Origin of the sequence: Microbispora bryophytorum, from assembly GCF_043197435.1 — a bacterium.
Classification (GTDB): domain Bacteria; phylum Actinomycetota; class Actinomycetes; order Streptosporangiales; family Streptosporangiaceae; genus Microbispora; species Microbispora bryophytorum.
Map to the genome: position 1 here is coordinate 95,676 of NZ_JBICTF010000014.1, position 16,913 is coordinate 112,588.

Annotated in this window: 15 protein-coding genes; 9 read left to right on the forward strand and 6 right to left on the reverse strand. The window is 72.4% G+C overall.

Going from position 1 to position 16,913, the window contains the following annotated elements:
• Positions 1-35 precede the first annotated feature (35 nt).
• Entirely contained in the window at positions 36-905 is an 870-nt protein-coding gene (locus tag ACGFIB_RS34365; RefSeq protein ID WP_142572806.1) for a LysR family transcriptional regulator, read from the reverse strand.
• A gap of 1,009 nt (positions 906-1,914) precedes the next feature.
• Between ACGFIB_RS34365 and ACGFIB_RS34370 the strand changes: the two genes are divergently transcribed.
• From ACGFIB_RS34370 to ACGFIB_RS34390, 5 genes are all read left to right on the forward strand, one after another.
• Entirely contained in the window at positions 1,915-3,273 is a 1,359-nt protein-coding gene (locus ACGFIB_RS34370) for a neutral zinc metallopeptidase (protein ID WP_393377496.1), read from the forward strand.
• Between the two features lie 405 nt (positions 3,274-3,678).
• Positions 3,679-5,139 (forward strand): LCP family protein, encoded by a 1,461-nt coding sequence (locus ACGFIB_RS34375; RefSeq protein WP_393377499.1) that lies wholly within the window; start codon positions 3,679-3,681, stop codon positions 5,137-5,139.
• 180 nt (positions 5,140-5,319) lie between these two features.
• Complete coding sequence (locus ACGFIB_RS34380; protein WP_142572802.1) at positions 5,320-6,681, forward strand: S8 family peptidase; 1,362 nt, start codon at positions 5,320-5,322, stop codon at positions 6,679-6,681.
• Positions 6,682-6,760: 79 nt separating this feature from the next.
• Positions 6,761-7,012: a hypothetical protein gene (locus tag ACGFIB_RS34385; protein ID WP_357247559.1), complete on the forward strand. Its 252-nt coding sequence runs from the start codon at positions 6,761-6,763 to the stop codon at positions 7,010-7,012.
• The gene (locus ACGFIB_RS34390; RefSeq protein WP_393377501.1) at positions 7,009-7,575 is read left to right on the forward strand and encodes an AAA family ATPase; all 567 of its coding nucleotides are present in this window, start codon (positions 7,009-7,011) and stop codon (positions 7,573-7,575) included. The genes ACGFIB_RS34385 and ACGFIB_RS34390 overlap by 4 nt, the downstream gene beginning before the upstream one ends.
• 31 nt (positions 7,576-7,606) lie before the next feature.
• Here ACGFIB_RS34390 and ACGFIB_RS34395 read toward each other — a convergent pair whose 3' ends face one another.
• A complete protein-coding gene (locus ACGFIB_RS34395; RefSeq protein WP_142572798.1) occupies positions 7,607-8,176 on the reverse strand; it encodes a TetR/AcrR family transcriptional regulator in 570 nt (189 codons plus the stop codon).
• A gap of 92 nt (positions 8,177-8,268) precedes the next feature.
• On the opposite strand from ACGFIB_RS34395, the gene ACGFIB_RS34400 reads away from it, so the two are divergent.
• A complete protein-coding gene (locus tag ACGFIB_RS34400; protein WP_393377654.1) occupies positions 8,269-9,222 on the forward strand; it encodes a zinc-dependent alcohol dehydrogenase family protein in 954 nt (317 codons plus the stop codon).
• 33 nt (positions 9,223-9,255) lie between these two features.
• Here the strand turns inward: ACGFIB_RS34400 and ACGFIB_RS34405 are convergent, their stop codons facing one another.
• From ACGFIB_RS34405 to ACGFIB_RS34415, 3 genes are all read right to left on the reverse strand, one after another.
• A complete protein-coding gene (locus ACGFIB_RS34405) occupies positions 9,256-9,852 on the reverse strand; it encodes an HD domain-containing protein (RefSeq protein WP_393377504.1) in 597 nt (198 codons plus the stop codon).
• Positions 9,830-10,627: an ion transporter gene (locus tag ACGFIB_RS34410; RefSeq protein WP_189105034.1), complete on the reverse strand. Its 798-nt coding sequence runs from the start codon at positions 10,625-10,627 to the stop codon at positions 9,830-9,832. The genes ACGFIB_RS34405 and ACGFIB_RS34410 overlap by 23 nt, the downstream gene beginning before the upstream one ends.
• Before the next feature lie 197 nt (positions 10,628-10,824).
• Positions 10,825-11,976 (reverse strand): ROK family transcriptional regulator, encoded by a 1,152-nt coding sequence (locus ACGFIB_RS34415; protein WP_142572792.1) that lies wholly within the window; start codon positions 11,974-11,976, stop codon positions 10,825-10,827.
• Positions 11,977-12,216: 240 nt separating this feature from the next.
• Between ACGFIB_RS34415 and edd the strand changes: the two genes are divergently transcribed.
• The 3 genes from edd to eda all read left to right on the forward strand — a co-directional run bounded on the left by edd (position 12,217) and on the right by eda (position 15,744).
• Positions 12,217-14,046, forward strand: coding sequence for a phosphogluconate dehydratase (gene edd, locus ACGFIB_RS34420; protein ID WP_142572789.1), 1,830 nt, complete (start codon positions 12,217-12,219; stop codon positions 14,044-14,046).
• Positions 14,043-15,047, forward strand: a complete 1,005-nt coding sequence (locus tag ACGFIB_RS34425) for a glucokinase (RefSeq protein ID WP_393377508.1) — start codon at positions 14,043-14,045, stop codon at positions 15,045-15,047. The genes edd and ACGFIB_RS34425 overlap by 4 nt, the downstream gene beginning before the upstream one ends.
• Before the next feature lie 79 nt (positions 15,048-15,126).
• Positions 15,127-15,744: a bifunctional 4-hydroxy-2-oxoglutarate aldolase/2-dehydro-3-deoxy-phosphogluconate aldolase gene (eda, locus tag ACGFIB_RS34430; protein WP_393377511.1), complete on the forward strand. Its 618-nt coding sequence runs from the start codon at positions 15,127-15,129 to the stop codon at positions 15,742-15,744.
• Between the two features lie 143 nt (positions 15,745-15,887).
• Here eda and ACGFIB_RS34435 read toward each other — a convergent pair whose 3' ends face one another.
• Positions 15,888-16,910, reverse strand: a complete 1,023-nt coding sequence (locus ACGFIB_RS34435) for a LacI family DNA-binding transcriptional regulator (RefSeq protein ID WP_393377513.1) — start codon at positions 16,908-16,910, stop codon at positions 15,888-15,890.
• Positions 16,911-16,913 lie beyond the last annotated feature (3 nt).

The following is a 16,913-nucleotide window of genomic DNA, read 5'->3' on the forward strand; positions in this document are numbered from 1 at the left end:
GAAGGCGTGGAACGCTCCAAACGCGCGGCATGCGCTCACGCCGCGGAGCCGCCCTCGGCCAGGGCCACGAAGTCCTGCGCCGTCGCGGGCAACCGCCGCCGGGCGTGCACGACCGCGATGATCTTCCGGAGCGAGGGGTCGAGGGAGCGGATCACGAGGCCGGCCCTGGCCGCCTGCTCGGCCATGCCCCGATACCACAACAGCGAGGCCCGCCCCTCCCGCACGGCCCGCAGCCAGCCCCGCCGCTCGTCGGACTCGACGGCCGGGATCGGGCGGACGCCGTACGTGGCGAAGATCTGGTCGAACTCCCTGCGCCGGGGGTTGCCGGGGGCGGGCAGCACCAGCCGCATGCCGTCGAGCCGGGCCACGGGGACGGGATCGGGCAGGTCGAGGCCGGGCGGGGAGATCAGCACGATCTCCTGGCGTTCGAGCGGATGGCTCACCAGGTCGGTGGGCACCGGGAGGTCGGTCAGCCCGAGATCGGCGCGCTGCTCGCGCACCGCGCTGACCACCCCCTCCCGGCCCTCGCACCGCACGATGTGCACCCGGATCCCCGGATGCTCGGCGGCGTAGGCGGGCAGCAGGCGCCCGGCGAGACCGGGCTCCAGGCTTGGCGTGGACGCGATCCGCAGCTCGGCGCCGGAGGAGTTGCCCTGCGTCGCGAGGGCCTCGATCTCGGCCACCGCGTCGAGGGCCTCGCGGGCCAGCTTCACGACCCGGCGTCCCTGGGCCGTCACGACGACCCCACGGCCGGAGCGCGCGAAAAGCGTCATTCCGAGTTCACGTTCCAGGTCGCGTATCGCGCGGGACAGCGCGGGCTGCGCGATATAGAGCGATCTGGCGGCATCAGTCATGGTGCGGTGCTCCGCAGTGGCGACCACGTAACGGAGCTGCTGCAGATTCATGCGAAAAACGCTAGGGCAGACGAGCCCGGCGATTCTGGAACATCGCAGAGATCACGCCGGTCGATTACACATCGTGCCCGACATCTGCTACATCCGTGATGGATGAGAAAACAGTATTCTTTTGCCCCAAATCCACAAAGGGGGCAATGTCGTGGCGCAGCAGTACCCTCCGCAGGAGCCGCCCGGGGAGAGTTCTCCCTATTCAGGGCCGCCGTATTCGCCGCAACCGGAGGCTTTGCCCGCCTCACCGGACGGATCGCGATCCCCCGGCGCGGCGCCGGGACCGTACGGTCCAGCGGGCTGGGGCGGCCCGGAGAACTGGGGCGTCGGCCCTGAGGGGCGAGGCGGTTCGGAGGGTTGGGGCGGCACTGAGAGCTGGGGCGGCCCGGAGGGCGCCGCGTGGCAGCAGGCGCCCGGCACCCCTCCTTACCCGCCGCCGGCGCAGCCGCAGAACGGCTCCCCGACGCCGGGAGGTCAGCCCTACGGCGGCCCCCATCCGCCCGGGGCATATCCCCAGGGCCCGCCCGCATACCCGGGGAACGGCCCGGCCTATCCGGGGAACGCCTCGCCACAGAGCGGCCCCCACCCTTCCGGCTCCCCCGTCCCCGGCTCCCCCATCTCCGGCTCTGTCCCCGGCCCCCCTGTTTTCGGGCAGCAGCCGCACGCCGCCGTCTACCCCCCGAGCGGGCCGCCGCAGGGACCTGGGGCCTACCCCGGACCGGACGGCGGCGTCCCCTACCCACCGGCCGCGCCGCCGTACAGCCAAGGCGCGTACCCGGGAGCCGAGGCGCGGGGCGGCGCCTACGCACCGAACGGCCCCTACCCGGGCGCGGCGCCCCACCAGGACGGGCCACAGTTCCAGGGCGGGGCACAGTTCCAGGGCGGGGCTCAGTTCCAGGGCGGGGCGCAGCCGCAGGCTCCGGCATGGCCGGACGCGGCGGGCGCCGGACCGCACGCCCAGCCTCCCGTGCAGCCTTCCGTGCAGCCTCAGCCTCCTGCGCAGCATCCCGTGCAGGCCCCTGCACAGGGTCACGGAGGGCCCTACGCGCAGCCCTACGCACCCCCGCCGTCCCCCGCCACCCAACCCGGCTCTCCGTACGGGCCGTACGGGCCGCCGAACGGGGCGCCGAACGGGGCCCAGGGAGGCCAGGCGTACGCGCCGAACGGGCCCGCCTACCCGCAGGACTTCCCGGGACCGCGGGGGACCGCGGCCCCCGTCCCCTCGCAGGGCATGCCGTTCCAGGCGGCGCCGCCACCCCAGGCGCCACCCCAGGCGCCACCGCAGGCGGCACCCCAGGGAGCGCCGTTCCCGGTGCCGCCCCCGCAGGGGCCCGGGTGGGCCGCGCAGCCTCCGGCTCCCTCCCGCGGGCCCGCCTCCCCTTATCCGCCGCCCGCCTGGCGGCCGCCGCGTCGCAAGTCCGGCGCGGGGGCGGTCATCGGCGCGCTCATGGGCGTGCTGGCGCTGGTCTTCGTGCTCATCGTGATCGTGGGCGCGCTGGTAGGCCTGTCGGACCACGACGAAACGGTCTCGCCGATCGCGATCCCGACCTTCTCTCCGTTCCCCTCAGATGAAGCCACCACGGACACGCGGCCGACCCGGAATCCGACCTCGGAGCCGACGTCGCGGCCCACGACGCGGCCGACTCCGGTGCTCAACCGGACGACGAAGAACAACACTCTCTACCGGGCGGGATCGCTGGCGAAACCGAACTGCCGGGCAGGGAACGCCAGCATCTACAACCACGCCCAGTTCAAGGCGCTGATTCTCAAGACCGGCACGTGCATGGGCAAGGCGTGGGCCCCGGCGCTGGAGCGGGTCGGGATCGACTGGAGCCCGCCGAAGTACATGATCGCCGCCCGCAAGGGCCGGGGCGCGTGCGGCGACTATCCCTCCCCCGGCAGCAACGTGCCGTACTACTGCCCGAGCAACAGCACGATCTACGCCTCCACCTCGGCCATGGCGAGGGAGTACGGCCCACTCGGGTCGTGGAACGGGATCATCGTCAGCATGATGGCCCACGAGTACGGCCATCACATCCAGAGTCTGTCGGGCATCTCCGACTCCTGGTGGCGGCAGACGCTCGACTCCGGCTCGCGGAGCGGCAAGCTGGCCCTGAGCCGCCGGCACGAACTGCAGGCGACCTGTTTCGGCGGAATGTTCATGCGGTCGATCGCCACCTCGTATCCGATCGACACCACCCGGCGCAACACACTCCTGTGGGCGTACAGCCACCTGGGCGACCCGCCGGGAGGGCCGCGCGACCACGGGAACACGCGCAGCAACGCCGCCTGGTTCCGCCAGGGATACACCCGCCCGTCGGCTTACCAGTGCAACACCTGGGCCGTCGGCTCCAGTTCGGTGTCGTGATGGGCCCCCCGGTTTACGTCGTTCTTGTCCGGATATGGGGGTTAGAATCCCTAGCCACAGCTTCGAAAGAGAGAGCGGTGAACCATGCGCGGCGGGGGTCCCGCTGACGAGGCCGGAGGACCCCGGAAAGGGCAGCGGCCAGGTCAGCCCAGCGGAGACAGCGGAGACCCAGGCCGACCGCGCGGGCACGCGGCTCAACCCGGCGAACACGCGGGCCCGCCCGGCGGACACCCGACTCAGCCCGGCGAACACCCGACGCAACCCGGCGAACACCCGGCTCAACCCGGCGCAGACCCGGGCCGGCGTGGTGGGAGTGGGGACGGCAAGGGGCCGACGGGCCCGCGCGCCGCGGCGGCCGGGCGGGGCCGGGGGCCGCGTTTCGGCCCTCCGCTGACCACCGCCTCTTTGATCGGCTGGACGGCGCTGTCGGCCGTCCTGCCCGGGGCGGCCCACCTGCGGGCGGGCAACCGCCGCACCGGGATCGCGCTGCTGGCGACGTTCGGCGTCGTGCTGGTCGCCCTGGTGGTCCTGGTCCTGCGCCTGAAGGACAACGCGGGGGCCGCGCTGCGCGGCAGCACCATGACCGCCATCATGGCCGGCGCCGCCGCGTGCGCGCTCGCCTGGTTCGCGCTCGTGCTCCTTTCCTTCGTCGCCCTGCGCCCGCAGCGACTGACGCAGACCGGGCAGGTGGTGTCCGGCATCGTCGCGGGCGTGCTGTGCGTCGCCGTGATGGCCCCGTTCGCCTTCACCGCCAACACGATCAGGACGGCCAGCCAGTTACTCGACGACGTCACGGCCCCGGTGGAGGGCTCGACCCCCGTCCCCGTACGCGCCGAGGACCCGTGGAACGGCCGCACCCGCGTGAACTTCCTGCTGATCGGCGGCGACGCGGCGGGCAACCGGCTCGGGGTGCGCACCGACTCGATGACCGTGGCCAGCGTGAACGTCGCCACCGGCAACACCGTCCTGTTCAGCCTGCCGCGCAATCTCCAGTACGTCCGGTTCCCCCCGAGCAGCCCCCTGCGCAAGGTGTTCCCCAACGGCTTCAACGCCGAGGGGCAGGGGCTGCTCAACTCCGTCTGGTACTACGCCGACAACAACCCCCAGGTCATGGGTGGCAAGAACAAGGGCGCGCAGGCGCTGAAGGACGCCATCGGCTACACCCTGGGCCTGAACATCGACTACTACGCGATCGTCGACATGTACGGCTTCGCGGCCCTGATCGACGCGGTCGGCGGGCTCAAGATCCGGGTCGAGCAGGACATCAGGTGGGGCGGCAAGTTCGGCACCGCCGGGACCATCAAGGCCGGTTACCGGACGCTCGACGGCGAGGAGGTGCTCTGGTACGGCCGCTCGCGGGTGGACAGCGACGACTTCTCCCGCATGGCCCGCCAGCGCTGCGTCATCGGCGCGCTCGCCCAGCAGGTCACCCCGGCCACAGTGCTCGCGAACTTCAGCAAGATCGCCGCGGCGGCCCGGCACATGTTCCGCACCGACATCCCCCGCGACCTGCTGGAGCACCTCGTCCCGCTCGGCATGAAGGTGCGCAGCGCCAAGATCACCAGCCTCCAGTTCGTGCCGCCTCTCATCTACACGGGCAACCCGGACTGGGCCAAGATCAGGCAGCTGACCAAGGAGGCGATCCGGGAGTCGATGACCGACCGGGGCGCCGTCGCGGCCACCGCCTCGCCGATGACCTCCGCCGGATCGGCGGCCTCCGCCACGCCCTCCGGCTCGCACTCCCCGTCGGCGTCGCCGAGCCCGTCTCCCTCCCGTACGCCGGTCGTCGCCGGGACGAGCCCCCGCAGGACGCCCACCACGAACGACAAGGCGGCCAAGAGCCTGTCGGAGCTGTGCGGCTTCTGAGCCGGCACTCCTGAGCCGGGTTCCTGAACGCGGGTTCCCGAACGAGTGTTTCCGAACGGGGACCGGGCGACACCTGCGGGTTTTCGGAGAAGGCGTGGACGCGGCCCCTCGGATGCAGCAATGTTGTCACGTAACGTATCCACCTAGTCACGATCCGCCTAGTAACGGAGTGGACTCGTCGTGCGCGTACTCATCCAGTTGCGTCCGTCCCCCGACCTGGTCGCCGCCGTCGCCGACCCGTCGGTCTCCTCGATGGCGTCGGACGTCGCCGACAACCTGCCCGGGGTCGTCCTCGACCACTCGTACGCCCCCGTGGCGGTGCCCCGCCCGATGCCGGCCTCCCTCGGCGGGGATCCGCTGTCGCTCAACCAGCCGCTGGTCTTCTCCATGGCGCCCCAGGACGCCTCGGTCGTGGTCCGCGGGGAGATCGCCGACGACGAGGTCACCAGCAGGATCGCACTCCTGCCCGCGGCCCACCGCGACGTGGTCGCGGTGTACGCCGACCCGGCGATCGAGAGCTCGCTCACCTGCGGGGGCGACCCGGCCGTCGGCGACTGGCACGACGTCGAACGGCTGCTGCGCGTGCCCGACCTGACGGCCGAGGGGCTGGACGGCTCCGGCGTCCCCCTGGCGGTCGTCGACACCGGCATCAACGCGGCGTACGTCAAGGCCGCCCGCGGCCACGACGTGACAGTGGACCACGAGCGGAGCTGGAGCCCGCAGAGCGTCTCCGGAACCCCGGGAGACTTCCCCGTCGACCACGGCACGATGTGCGCCTTCGACGCGCTCATCGCCGCGCCCAAGGCGTCGCTGGTCGACGTGCCCGTGCTGCTGTCGCGGCGGCAGGGCGGCTCGACGCTCGACGGCCTGCTGTCCGACGCGATCGCCGCGTACGCCCACCTGCGCGAGGTCATCGACGCCCAGCCCGCCGAGTCGCGGGCGCTCGTGGTGACCAACAGCTGGGGGTCGTTCTCCCCGCGCTGGGACTTCCCGCCCGGACATCCCGGCAACTACTCCGACAACCCGGCCCATCCGTTCAACCTGATCGTCGGCAGCCTGGCCGAGGCGGGGGCGGACATCCTGTTCGCCGCGGGCAACTGCGGGGCGCAGTGCCGCGACAGCAGGTGCGCCTACCCCGACCGGCCCATCGTCGGGGCCAACTCCCATCCCCGCGCGCTGTCGATCGGCGGAATCGACACGTCGGGGACGCGGGTGGGCTACTCCTCCCAGGGCCCCGGACGGCTGGCCGCGCGCAAGCCGGACGTCTGCGCCTATACGCACTTCGCCGGCTCCGGCGCGCTCGGCGACGACGAGCCCGACTCGGGCACCTCTGCGGCCTGCCCCGTCGCGGCCGGGCTGGTCGCCGCCGTCCGCTCCCGCTGGCCCGCCACCGTGCTGGCGCCCGCCCAGCTCAGGACCCTGCTCCGCCGGACGGCCGATGATCGCAGTGCCGTAGGGTATGACCACGACTACGGATACGGCGTGGTGGACGCCGCCGGCATCATCGCCGCGCTGCGCCGCCGCGCCGCGAAGGCGGCCTGAACGCACCGCGCCGCGAAGGCGGCCTGAGGCCGTCACGCCGTCCGGTGACAAGACGTCCAGCGGGGGGAGGCGGGGGCCGGTGGCCGAGGTGCTCATCACCGTGCGGCTCGCCCCGCCCGCGACGCTGGAGACCGCGATGCTGCGGCTCGGCCTCACCGAGGACGACGTCGACACCGCGTACGGCCTGGTGCCCATCGATCCCGGCAGGAACCTGTACGTGCTGCGGGTGACGGAGGACGCCGGACGGCGCGTCGGCGACTCGGACGGCGGAACGGCGGACGGCGGGCCCTACTCCGATCCGCCCATCGAGCCCTACGGACCGCCGCGATGACCGCTCCCGTCTGGGTGGTGTCCGGTCCGCCGGGCGCCGGCAAGTCGACCGTCTGCGACCTGCTGCTGGCCCGCCTCGACCCGGTGCCCGCCCTGCTGGACAAGGACACGATGTACGGCGGCTTCGTCGAGGCCACGCTCGCCGCGCACGGCAGGCCTCCGGGCGAGCGTGAGGGGCCGTGGTACGACGAGTACGTCAAACGGCACGAATACGCCGGCATGACGGCGACCGCCAGGGAGATCCGCTCCCACGGCTGTCCGGTGATGCTCGGCGGGCCCTTCACCTCCCAGGTGCACGACGCGGCGCTCTGGCACGCGTGGGTGGAGGCGCTGGGCGGACCCGAGGTGCGCCTGATCTGGACTCGCTCGGACGGCCCGACGCTGCGTGAGCGGCTCGTCCGCCGGGGCCTGGCCAGGGATGGGCAGAAGCTGGAGATGTTCGCCGCGTACCTGCGCGCCATCCGCGTCGACGAGCCGCCCGCCGTGCCGTACGACGAGGTCGACAACCGCCTGGGCGCGCCACCGCTGGAGGTCCAGATCGATCGGCTGACCGCGAGGACCTAGGTCGTGTCTTCACCCGGTCTCGCGCGGCCGGTCAGGCCTGGAACGCCTGGATCATCAGCGCGGCGAAGCGCCGGGAGGCCGTGAGCCGGGCGGCGGCCGAGGTGGCGCGGATGCCCCGGTGAGCCATGAGCATGAGGATCAGGTCGTCGAGGACGAAGTCGGCGCGCAGGTGGCCCGTCTTCTTGGCCCGGCGGGCGAGTTCGGCGATCGCGTTCAGCGTCTGCTCACGGCTCGCCGCGAGGTCCACCTCCTTGGGGTGGGCCGACATGAAGGCGTCGGTGAAGCCTCGGTTGCGGGCGTGCAGCTCGCAGATCTTCTCGATGACGAGGCGGAAACCGCGCCACGGATCCGGTTCGGCACGCCCCTCGTCGACGATGGCGTGGCACGCGCGCATCTCGTCCGTGAAGACCTCGGTGACCAGCATCTGCTTGGTCGGGAAACGGCGATACAGGGTGGCGGGGCCGACTCCGGCGCGCCGGGCGATCTCCCGCATCGGGACGTCGAGACCTTCGGCCGCGAACAGCGCGCGAGCCGCGTCGAGGATGCGCTCACGGTTGTCCAGGGCGTCGGAACGCAGGATCTGAGGCGAACGTCCGGTCACGGCTCTCACTTTAGCTAAACGGACGGCGGCGTCCGTTACGGTCCGAAGCCAGTGCAAAGCGATCCAGGAATGTGGAGACGACCTTGAGAGCAGTGGTGATCCAGGAGTTCGGAGGCCCCCAGGGCCTGGCGGTCATCGACCTTCCCACCCCGGCCCCCGCCGCCGGGCAGGTGCTGATCGCCACCGAGGCGATCGGCGTCGGCGGCGCGGACGCCGTGATTCGAAGCGGCGCCCTGGCCGCCTACGGTTTCGAGGAGGGCCACATCCCCGGCAGCGAGGTGGCGGGCACCGTGATCGCCGCGGGCGACGACGTCGACACCTCATGGATCGGCCGGCGGGTGTGGGCGTTCACCGGCGTGGGCGGCGGCTACGTCGAACAGGCGGTCGCACCGGTCGAGGAGATCCTTCCGCTCCCCGTGAACCTGTCCGCCGTCAACGCGGTGACGCTCGGCAGCTCCGGTGTGGTGGCCCACTTCGGCCTCTCCCACGCCCGCTTCGCCGCCGGCGAGTCGGTGCTGGTGCGCGGCGCGGCCGGCAGCATCGGAATCATGACGGTCCAGCTCGCGGCACGTGACGGCGCCGGCGCGGTGGCGGTCACGACGTCGTCGGCCGAGCGGGGCGAGCGCCTGCGCGAGCTCGGCGCGACCCACGTGCTGAACCGCTCCGGCGAGGGGGCCGCGGACGCTCCCGCGGGTTACGACGTCATCATCGACGTCGTCGCCGGCCCGGACCTGCCGTCCTTCTTCGGCAAGCTCAACCCGAACGGCCGCCTGGTGGTCGTCGGCGCGGTCGCGGGCCAGCCGCCGGCGGACTTCGGTACGGCGATGATGGCGGCGTTCCGCAGGTCGCTGACGTTCGCCACCTTCAGCGCCGACACGGTCGCCGGGCCCTCCCGGCGTGCGGTGAGGGCCGAGCAGTTCGCCGCCGCGAGCCGGGGCGAGTTGCGCACGGTGGTGCACGAAGTGCTGCCGCTGGAGCAGGCCGTGCCGGCGCACCGGAAGATGGACGCCGGCGAGGTGTTCGGCAGGATCGTGCTGACGCCGTAGCCCTCGCGGCCCACGGCGGTCACCGGTCGCTGGTCACACGATCTCGTGGCCGTACGCGGCGGCGAGCGGCAGCAGGTCGGGGACGCCGAAGGCCGCGCACATGGACGCGAACGCCTCGGCCTTGTCGTCGCCGTACCGGCGGACGTGGGCCGCGTAGGCGCCGGCGGTGACGAATCTCGGCGGATCGGTCTTGCTGTGGAACTTGTCGGCGAACATCACAAGCTCTTCCTCGGCCGACTCCGCGAGATAGTCGCGGGGCGGCAGCGGCAGGCCCTGCCGCAGCACGTCCTCCCGGCTGATCCCCACACCCGTGTGGTGAGAGCAGAACCGGCACAGGATCTCGGGCAGGCCCTCCGCGCGGAGCAGTTCGTGGCCGAGGATCCCGTGGCGCACGTAGCCCGCGTGGTCGAGCCGTCCGTCCTCGCCGTAGAGCGGGTAGACCCCGATGTCGTGCAGCAGGCTTCCGGCCCGCACCAACTCGGCGTTCACGCCGAGCCCGGCGCGGTCGGCCAGTCGCAGGGCGATCGCGCAGACGATCCGGCAGTGCGTGTGCACGAGCTCGAACGCTTCCTGCGTGGGCGCGTGTTTCACGTGCAGGGCACGGATCTCAGCGTCCGTCGGAAGCCGCATGCGCGGAGTTTACCAAGCGACGATCATCGCCCAGGCTCTCGCGCAGGCTCCTGATCTCCTCGCGCAGGGCCGACAGCTCGGCGAGCGTCGAGCGGTCGTCCCTGGCCTCCTCCTCCATCGCGCTCACCACGACCGCGATGAAGAGATTCAGGACGACGAAGGTGCAGATCAGCACGAACACGACAAAGTAGATCCACGACGAGGGATGACTCTCCATCAACTGCCGGTTGATCTCCGACCAGCCGTCGCCCGTCATGACCTGGAACAACGTGTAGAGCGACGTGGGCAGGTCGCCGAAGTAGTCGGGCGCCGCGGCGCCGTACAGCTTGGTGCCCATGACGGCGGCGACGTACAGGACGAGGCCGAGCAGGACGACGATCGAGGTCATCCCGGGGATCGCGGTGAGCAGCGCGGAGACCACCCGCCGCAGCGACGGCACCACCGAGATCAGCCGCAGCGCCCGCAGGACGCGCAGCGCCCGCAGCACCGACAGGCCGCCCGCCGTGGGGAGGAACGAGAAGCCGATGATCAGCAGGTCGAAGACGTTCCAGGCGTCGCGGAGGAACCGCCACCCGTAGACGTAGATCTTGGCCAGGATCTCCGCCACGAAGACGTACAGGGCGACATGGTCGGCGACGTGCAGTTCCGTGCCGTACCGGGCGACCGCCTCGGCGGAGGTCTCGACACCCAGCGTGGCCGCGTTGAAGAGGATCACCACGGTGATCGACTGCTGGAACCGCCGCGACTCGAGCAGGCGACGGACACGTTCACGCACGAAGGACTCCTGGGGGACTGGAAGATCGGCACAGAGCCTAGTGCCACCGCGCCCTGCTGGCCGACGCCGTCGGCCCCGCGCTGATGGTCGTGCTCGATCCCGACGTCCTCCTCCGGGACGGCGACACGGGACGGCGACACGGGACGGCGACACGGGACGGCGACACGGGACGGCGACACGGGGCCGGCGCGGGGTGGTCAGCGGGCGGCGGCGTCGACGGCCCGGGCCGACAGGACGTGGTCGAGGACCATGAGTGCGCAGCCGGTGATGCCCGCGCCGGGCCCGAGGCGGCTGCGCTCGATCCGCAGGCTGCGGGTCGCGAGCTGGGTGGAGCGCCGGTAAACGACCTCGCGCACGCCCGACACCAGCGGCTGGAACATCTCGGCGACGTCGCCGCCGAGGACCACGACGGCGGGGTTGAGCAGGTTGACCGCGCCGGAGATGACCTCGCCCAGCCAGCGACCGGCCTGCCGCACCACGGCCATGGTCTCCGCGTCGCCGGCCCGGACCAGGGCGGTCACGTCGGCGAGCGACGTCACGTCACGGCCCTTGGCCCGCAGGTCGCGCAGGATCGCGGTGCCGCTGGCGACCGAGTCGACGCAGTCGAGGTTGCCGCAGCGGCACAGCACGCCCCCGCCGTCCCGCACGGGGATGTGCCCCATCTCCCCGGCCGCGCCGAGCGCGCCGCGCAGGATGCCGCCGCCGGAGATCACTCCCGCACCGATCCGGGTGGAGACCTTCACGAACAGCAGGTCGTCGAGTTCGGCGGCGTAGACGACCCGGTGCTCGCCCATCGCGATGACGTTCACGTCGTTGTCCACGAGCACCGGCACGCGGAAGCGCTCGGCGATGATCGGCGGGATCACCACGCCGGTCCAGCTGGCCATCACGCGGGCGCTCTCGACCCGTCCGGCGGCGAACTCCACCGTCGCCGGCACGCCCAGCCCGATGCCGACGACGTCGTCGCGCCCGTCGAGCAGCTTCTCCCAGGTGTCCATGAGCAGGGGCAGGACCACGTCCGGCCCCTCCTCGACGTCGATGTCCAGGTCGGTGCGCTGCAGCACCTCGCCCGCGAGGTCGCACAGCGCGATCTGGGTGCGGCGGGCGCCGAGCGAGGCCACCGGGACGACTCCCCCGGAGGCGGCGAAGCGCAGCCGCATGGGCGGGCGGCCTCCGGTGGACGGCCCGTCGGCGTCCTCCAGGATCAGCCCGCGCTGGAGGAGATCGGCGACGCGATGCGCGACGGCGGGGCGGGACAGGCCCGTCACACGACCGATGTCGGCACGCGTCACCGCCTCCCCGCTCCGGATGAGCTGGAGGACCTCACCGGTGGTGGCTAGACGTGACATCGAGCGTAAGTGAAGCACAGAAGCTCACCTAAGTTCAATGACTTATTCATTTTGAGTTACATAAGTGAGCTTGAAAAGTCGCATAACTTCCGGATACTGTCCCATCCGTGCCCGATCGACACCTGGTGCCCGATCCACTGAAGGGGACCGGACGTCACGCCGGGCACACGTCCCGAGGCGACAGCCCCGGGACGCGTTGGACCCCGCCTCACGGCGGCCCCGGCAGGAGGAGGACCTTCCGTGACGAACCCCGTTATCACCGAGGTCACTGATCGCGTGGTCGCGCGGAGCCGCGAAAGCCGCGGAGCCTACCTGAAGCGGGTGCGCCGCGCCGGGGCCGAACTGCGTGAGCGGGGGCCGGCCCGGGGGCGGCTCGGCTGCGCCAACCTCGCCCACGGCTTCGCCGCCGCGCCGGCCGAGGACAAGCTCGATCTGCGCGGTACGGCGAAGCCGGGCGTGGCCATCGTGACGTCGTACAACGACATGCTGTCGGCGCACCAGCCGTACGAGACCTACCCGCCAGAGCTGAAGCGGGCGGTCCGGGAGGCCGGCGGCGTGGCGCAGGTGGCGGGCGGCGTGCCCGCGATGTGCGACGGCGTCACCCAGGGCCGGGCGGGCATGGAGCTGTCGCTCTACAGCCGCGACGTGATCGCGATGGCGACCGCGATCGCGCTGTCGCACGACATGTTCGACGCGACCCTGCTGCTCGGGGTCTGCGACAAGATCGTCCCGGGGCTGCTCATCGGCGCCCTGCACTTCGGGCACTTACCGGCGATATTCGTCCCCGCCGGGCCGATGACCTCGGGCCTGCCCAACAAGGTCAAGGCCAGGGCGCGGCAGTCCTTCGCCGAAGGCAAGATCGGCCGCCTGGAGATGCTCGACGCCGAGGCGGCGTCCTACCACTCCCCCGGCACCTGCACCTTCTACGGCACCGCCAACTCCAACCAGCTCCTCATGGAGGTCATGGGCCTCCACCTGCCGGGGGCGACGTTCGTCAACCCGCACACCGAGCTGCGGCACGCGCTGACCGGGGCGGCGGCCCGGCGGGCGGTCGAGATCACCCCGCACGGCGCGGAGTACACCCCCGTCGCCGAGATCGTGGACGAGAAGGCGATCGTCAACGCGGTCGTCGCGCTGCTCGCCTCCGGCGGCTCCACCAACCACACCATGCACCTGGTGGCCATGGCGGCGGCCGCCGGCATCGAGCTGACCTGGGACGACATGGCGGCCCTGTCCAAGGTCGTGCCGCTGATCACCCGCATGTACCCCAACGGCCAGGCCGACGTGAACCACTTCCAGGCCGCGGGCGGCATGCCGGTGTTCATCGGCGACCTGCTGGACGCCGGGCTGCTCCACGAGGACGTGCTCACGGTCGCCGGGCGCGGCCTCGCCCTCTACCGATCGGCACCGGCGCTCAAGGAGGGCGCGCTGGTGTGGCAGGAGCGGACAGAGCCCAGCGCCGACACCGAGGTCCTGCGGCCGGTCGCCGAGCCGTTCTCCCCCGACGGGGGCATCCACATGCTGTCGGGCAACCTGGGCCGGGCCGTGAGCAAGGTCTCCGCCGTCAAGCCCGCGCACCTGGTGATCGAGGCCCCCGCCAAGGTGTTCGACGACCAGCTCGACCTGCTCACCGCGTTCGAGCGGGGCGAGCTCGACGGGCAGGACTTCGTCGCGGTCGTCCGCTACCAGGGCCCCCAGGCCAACGGCATGCCGGAGCTGCACAAGCTCACGCCACCGCTGGCCGTCCTGCTCGACCGCGGCCAGCAGGTGGCCATCGTCACCGACGGCCGCATGTCCGGCGCCTCGGGGAAGGTCCCCGCGGCGATCCACCTGTCCCCCGAGGCCGCCGACGGCGGGCCGATCGCGCTGGTGCGCGACGGCGACGTGATCCGCCTCGACTCGGCCGCAGGGACGCTCACCGTGCTGGCCGACCTCACCGGCCGTACGCCGGGGGGCGCCCCGCTGACCGACGAGCAGTGGGCCGGCACCGGCCGCGAGCTGTTCGCCTCCTTCCGCCGCACGGTCGGCCCGGCCGAGCGCGGGGCGAGCGTCTTCGGAGGTGCCGCGTGAGCCTTCCCTGGCTGGTCGCGGACATCGGCGGAACCAACGCCAGGTTCGGTTTGGTGACCCGACCCGGAGGGCAGCCGGACGCGGTAGCCGTACTCGACGTTTCCCAGCATCTCGGCCTTGCCGATGCCGTAGCCGCCTATCTCGCAGACCATGCGGGCGGAGTTCGGCCGGGGGCCGCGTGCCTGGCGATCGCCGGTCCGGTCGAAGACGACCGGTACCGGCTGACGAACGCGGGGTGGTCGGGGTCGGTGAAGGAACTCGGCATCCCGCGAACGGTGCTGCTCAACGACTTCGAGGCGCTGGCGATCTCGCTGCCGCATCTGGCGGGGGACGATCTCGTGCCGCTCGGCGGGCCGCCGCCGGCCGCCGGCCTGACGAAGGCCGTGCTCGGACCCGGCACGGGGCTCGGGGTGGCCGGTCTCGTGCCCGTACGGGAGGGCTGGCAGCCGGTGCCCGGCGAGGGCGGGCACGTGGCGGTTCCCGTCGTCACGGACCTGGAGATGGAGATCGTCCGGGCGCTGCACGCCGACGGCATGCCGTACGTGGACGCCGAGCACCTGCTGTCGGGCACGGGGCTGCCGCGCCTGCACCACGGGCTCGCGCTCGTGCGGGGCGTCACGGCCGAGGCCCGCACGACGAGCGGGATGACGGCGGCCCAGATGAAGGCAGCACAGATGACGGCGGCACAGATCACCTCCTCGGACGACCCGCTGTGCGTGGAGACCGTGGAGGTCTTCCTCGCCCTGCTCGGCGGTTTCGCCGGCGGTGTGGCGCTCACCCTCGGCGCGCGGGGCGGGGTGTACCTGGGTGGCGGCGTGCTTCCCCGCCTGGTCTCACGGATCCCCGGCAGCGCGTTCCGGGCCCGCTTCGAGACGACCGCGCCGGCGCTGACGGAGTACGCCGCCGGGATCGCCACCGTTCTGATCACCGCCGAGCAGCCCGCGCTGACGGGCGCGGCCGCCTGGCTCGCCCAGCGAAACCCCGATGTGGAGCTGGCGTGACATCCGCCCATGCCTGCCCTGCCCGCAGGGTACCTATTCCTCCCCCGGCCAAAGGCGGGGATCTCTTCGGAGGTAACTGATGAGCAACCTTCTCGACCTCGCGCCGGTCATCCCGGTGGTCGTCCTCGACGACGCCGAAAGCGCCGTCCCCCTCGCCCGGGCCCTGGTGGCGGGCGGGCTGCCGGTCATCGAGGTCACGCTGCGCACTCCGGTCGCCCTCGACGCGATCCGGCGGATCGCCGCCGAGGTGCCGGAGGCCGTGGTCGGCGCGGGCACCGTGCGCTCGCCCGGCGACGTGGAGGCCGCCACCTGGGCGGGCGCCCGTTTCCTCGTCTCCCCCGGCACCACGCCGGGCCTGCTCGCGGCCATGATCGCCGGGGGTGTGCCGTTCCTGCCGGGCGTCGCCACGGCCACCGAGGCCATGACGCTCGCCGAGCGCGGGGTGCGCGAGCTCAAGTTCTTCCCGGCCGAGCCGGCCGGCGGCGTCGCGTACCTGAAGTCGCTGAGCGGCCCGCTGCCCGACGTGCGGTTCTGCCCCACGGGCGGGATCACCCCGTCGACCGCGCCGGCCTACCTCGCCCTGCCCAACGTCGGCAGCGTCGGCGGAAGCTGGCTCACGCCGCGCAGCCTGGTGACGGCGGGCGACTTCGCCAGGATCGAGAAGCTCGCGGCCGAGGCCGCCGCGCTGCGTCCGTAGGCGCGCCCTGAGTTCTCCCAGCTCGCCGGTCCGTCCTTCCTCCCTCGGCGGAGCCGGTGGCCATGCTCGTGCCCGCGACCCGGGAACGTCCATGGGTGCCGGGCCCGCGACCGCTCACCCGCGGTGGCGGGCCCGGCGTCGTCTCAGCGGTTGACCAGCGGGCCCGAGCCGGTGGAGCCGCGCACCACGAGCTCGGGCCGGTAGACCAGCTCGACGTGCTTGGCGGGAGTGCCGCCGATCTCCTCGAGCAGGGTCTCGACGGCGGCGGCCGCCATCCCCCCGATCGGCTTGCGCACGGTCGTCAGCGGCGGGTCGGTGAACGCCATCAGCGGCGAGTCGTCGAACCCCACGACCGACACGTCCCCGGGCACTGACAGCCCGCGCTCGCGGGCGGCGCGGATCGCGCCGAGCGCCATGAGGTCGCTCGCGCAGAAGATCCCGGTGCAGCCGCGGTCGAGCAGCGCCGCGGCGGCGGCCTGCCCGCCCTCGACGGAGAACAGCGAGTGCTGGATGAGGTCGTCGACGTCGGCCGGGCCGAGCAGCTGCGCCATCGCCTGACGGAAGCCCTCGATCTTGCGGATTACCGGGACGAAGCGCCGCTGCCCCAGCGCGAGGCCGATGCGCTCGTGCCCGAGGTCCACCAGGTGCCGCACGGCCAGGCGGGCGGCGAGCCGGTCGTCGGGCGAGATGAACGGCACCGGGACGGCCTCGTTGTAGCCGTCGACCAGCACGATCGGCAGCCCCCGGTCGGTGAGCCGGGTGTAACGGTCCATCCGCGCGGTGGTGTCGGCGTGCAGACCGGAGACGAAGACGATGCCGGACACCCCCCGGTCGAGGAGCATCTCGGTGAACTCGTCCTCGGGGGCGCCGCCGGGCTCCTGCGTGCACAGGATCGGCGTGTAGCCGTGCTGGACCAGCGACTTCTCCATCGCCTGCGCGAACGCCGGGAAGATCGGATTGCCGAGCTCCGGGATCACCAGGCCGATCAGGCCGTTGCTGCGCCGGCGCAGCCGCTGGGGCCGCTCGTAGCCCATCAGGTCGAGGGCCGTCAGCACGGCCTGGCGGGTGGCCGGGGAGACCCCCGCCTTGCCGTTGAGCACACGGCTCACCGTCGCCTCGCTGACTCCGGCCTGGGCGGCGATGTCGGCGAGCCGTGTGTTGTTCATGAG

Bases quoted from the DNA above. Each gene is read 5' to 3' on its own strand.
- ACGFIB_RS34365 (WP_142572806.1), bottom strand. From the start codon at position 905: ATGAATCTGCAGCAGCTCCGTTACGTGGTCGCCACTGCGGAGCACCGC.
- ACGFIB_RS34390 (WP_393377501.1), top strand. From the start codon at position 7,009: ATGACCGCTCCCGTCTGGGTGGTGTCCGGTCCGCCGGGCGCCGGCAAG.
- ACGFIB_RS34405 (WP_393377504.1), bottom strand. From the start codon at position 9,852: ATGCGGCTTCCGACGGACGCTGAGATCCGTGCCCTGCACGTGAAACAC.
- ACGFIB_RS34415 (WP_142572792.1), bottom strand. From the start codon at position 11,976: ATGTCACGTCTAGCCACCACCGGTGAGGTCCTCCAGCTCATCCGGAGC.
- eda (WP_393377511.1), top strand. From the start codon at position 15,127: ATGAGCAACCTTCTCGACCTCGCGCCGGTCATCCCGGTGGTCGTCCTC.
- ACGFIB_RS34435 (WP_393377513.1), bottom strand. From the start codon at position 16,910: ATGAACAACACACGGCTCGCCGACATCGCCGCCCAGGCCGGAGTCAGC.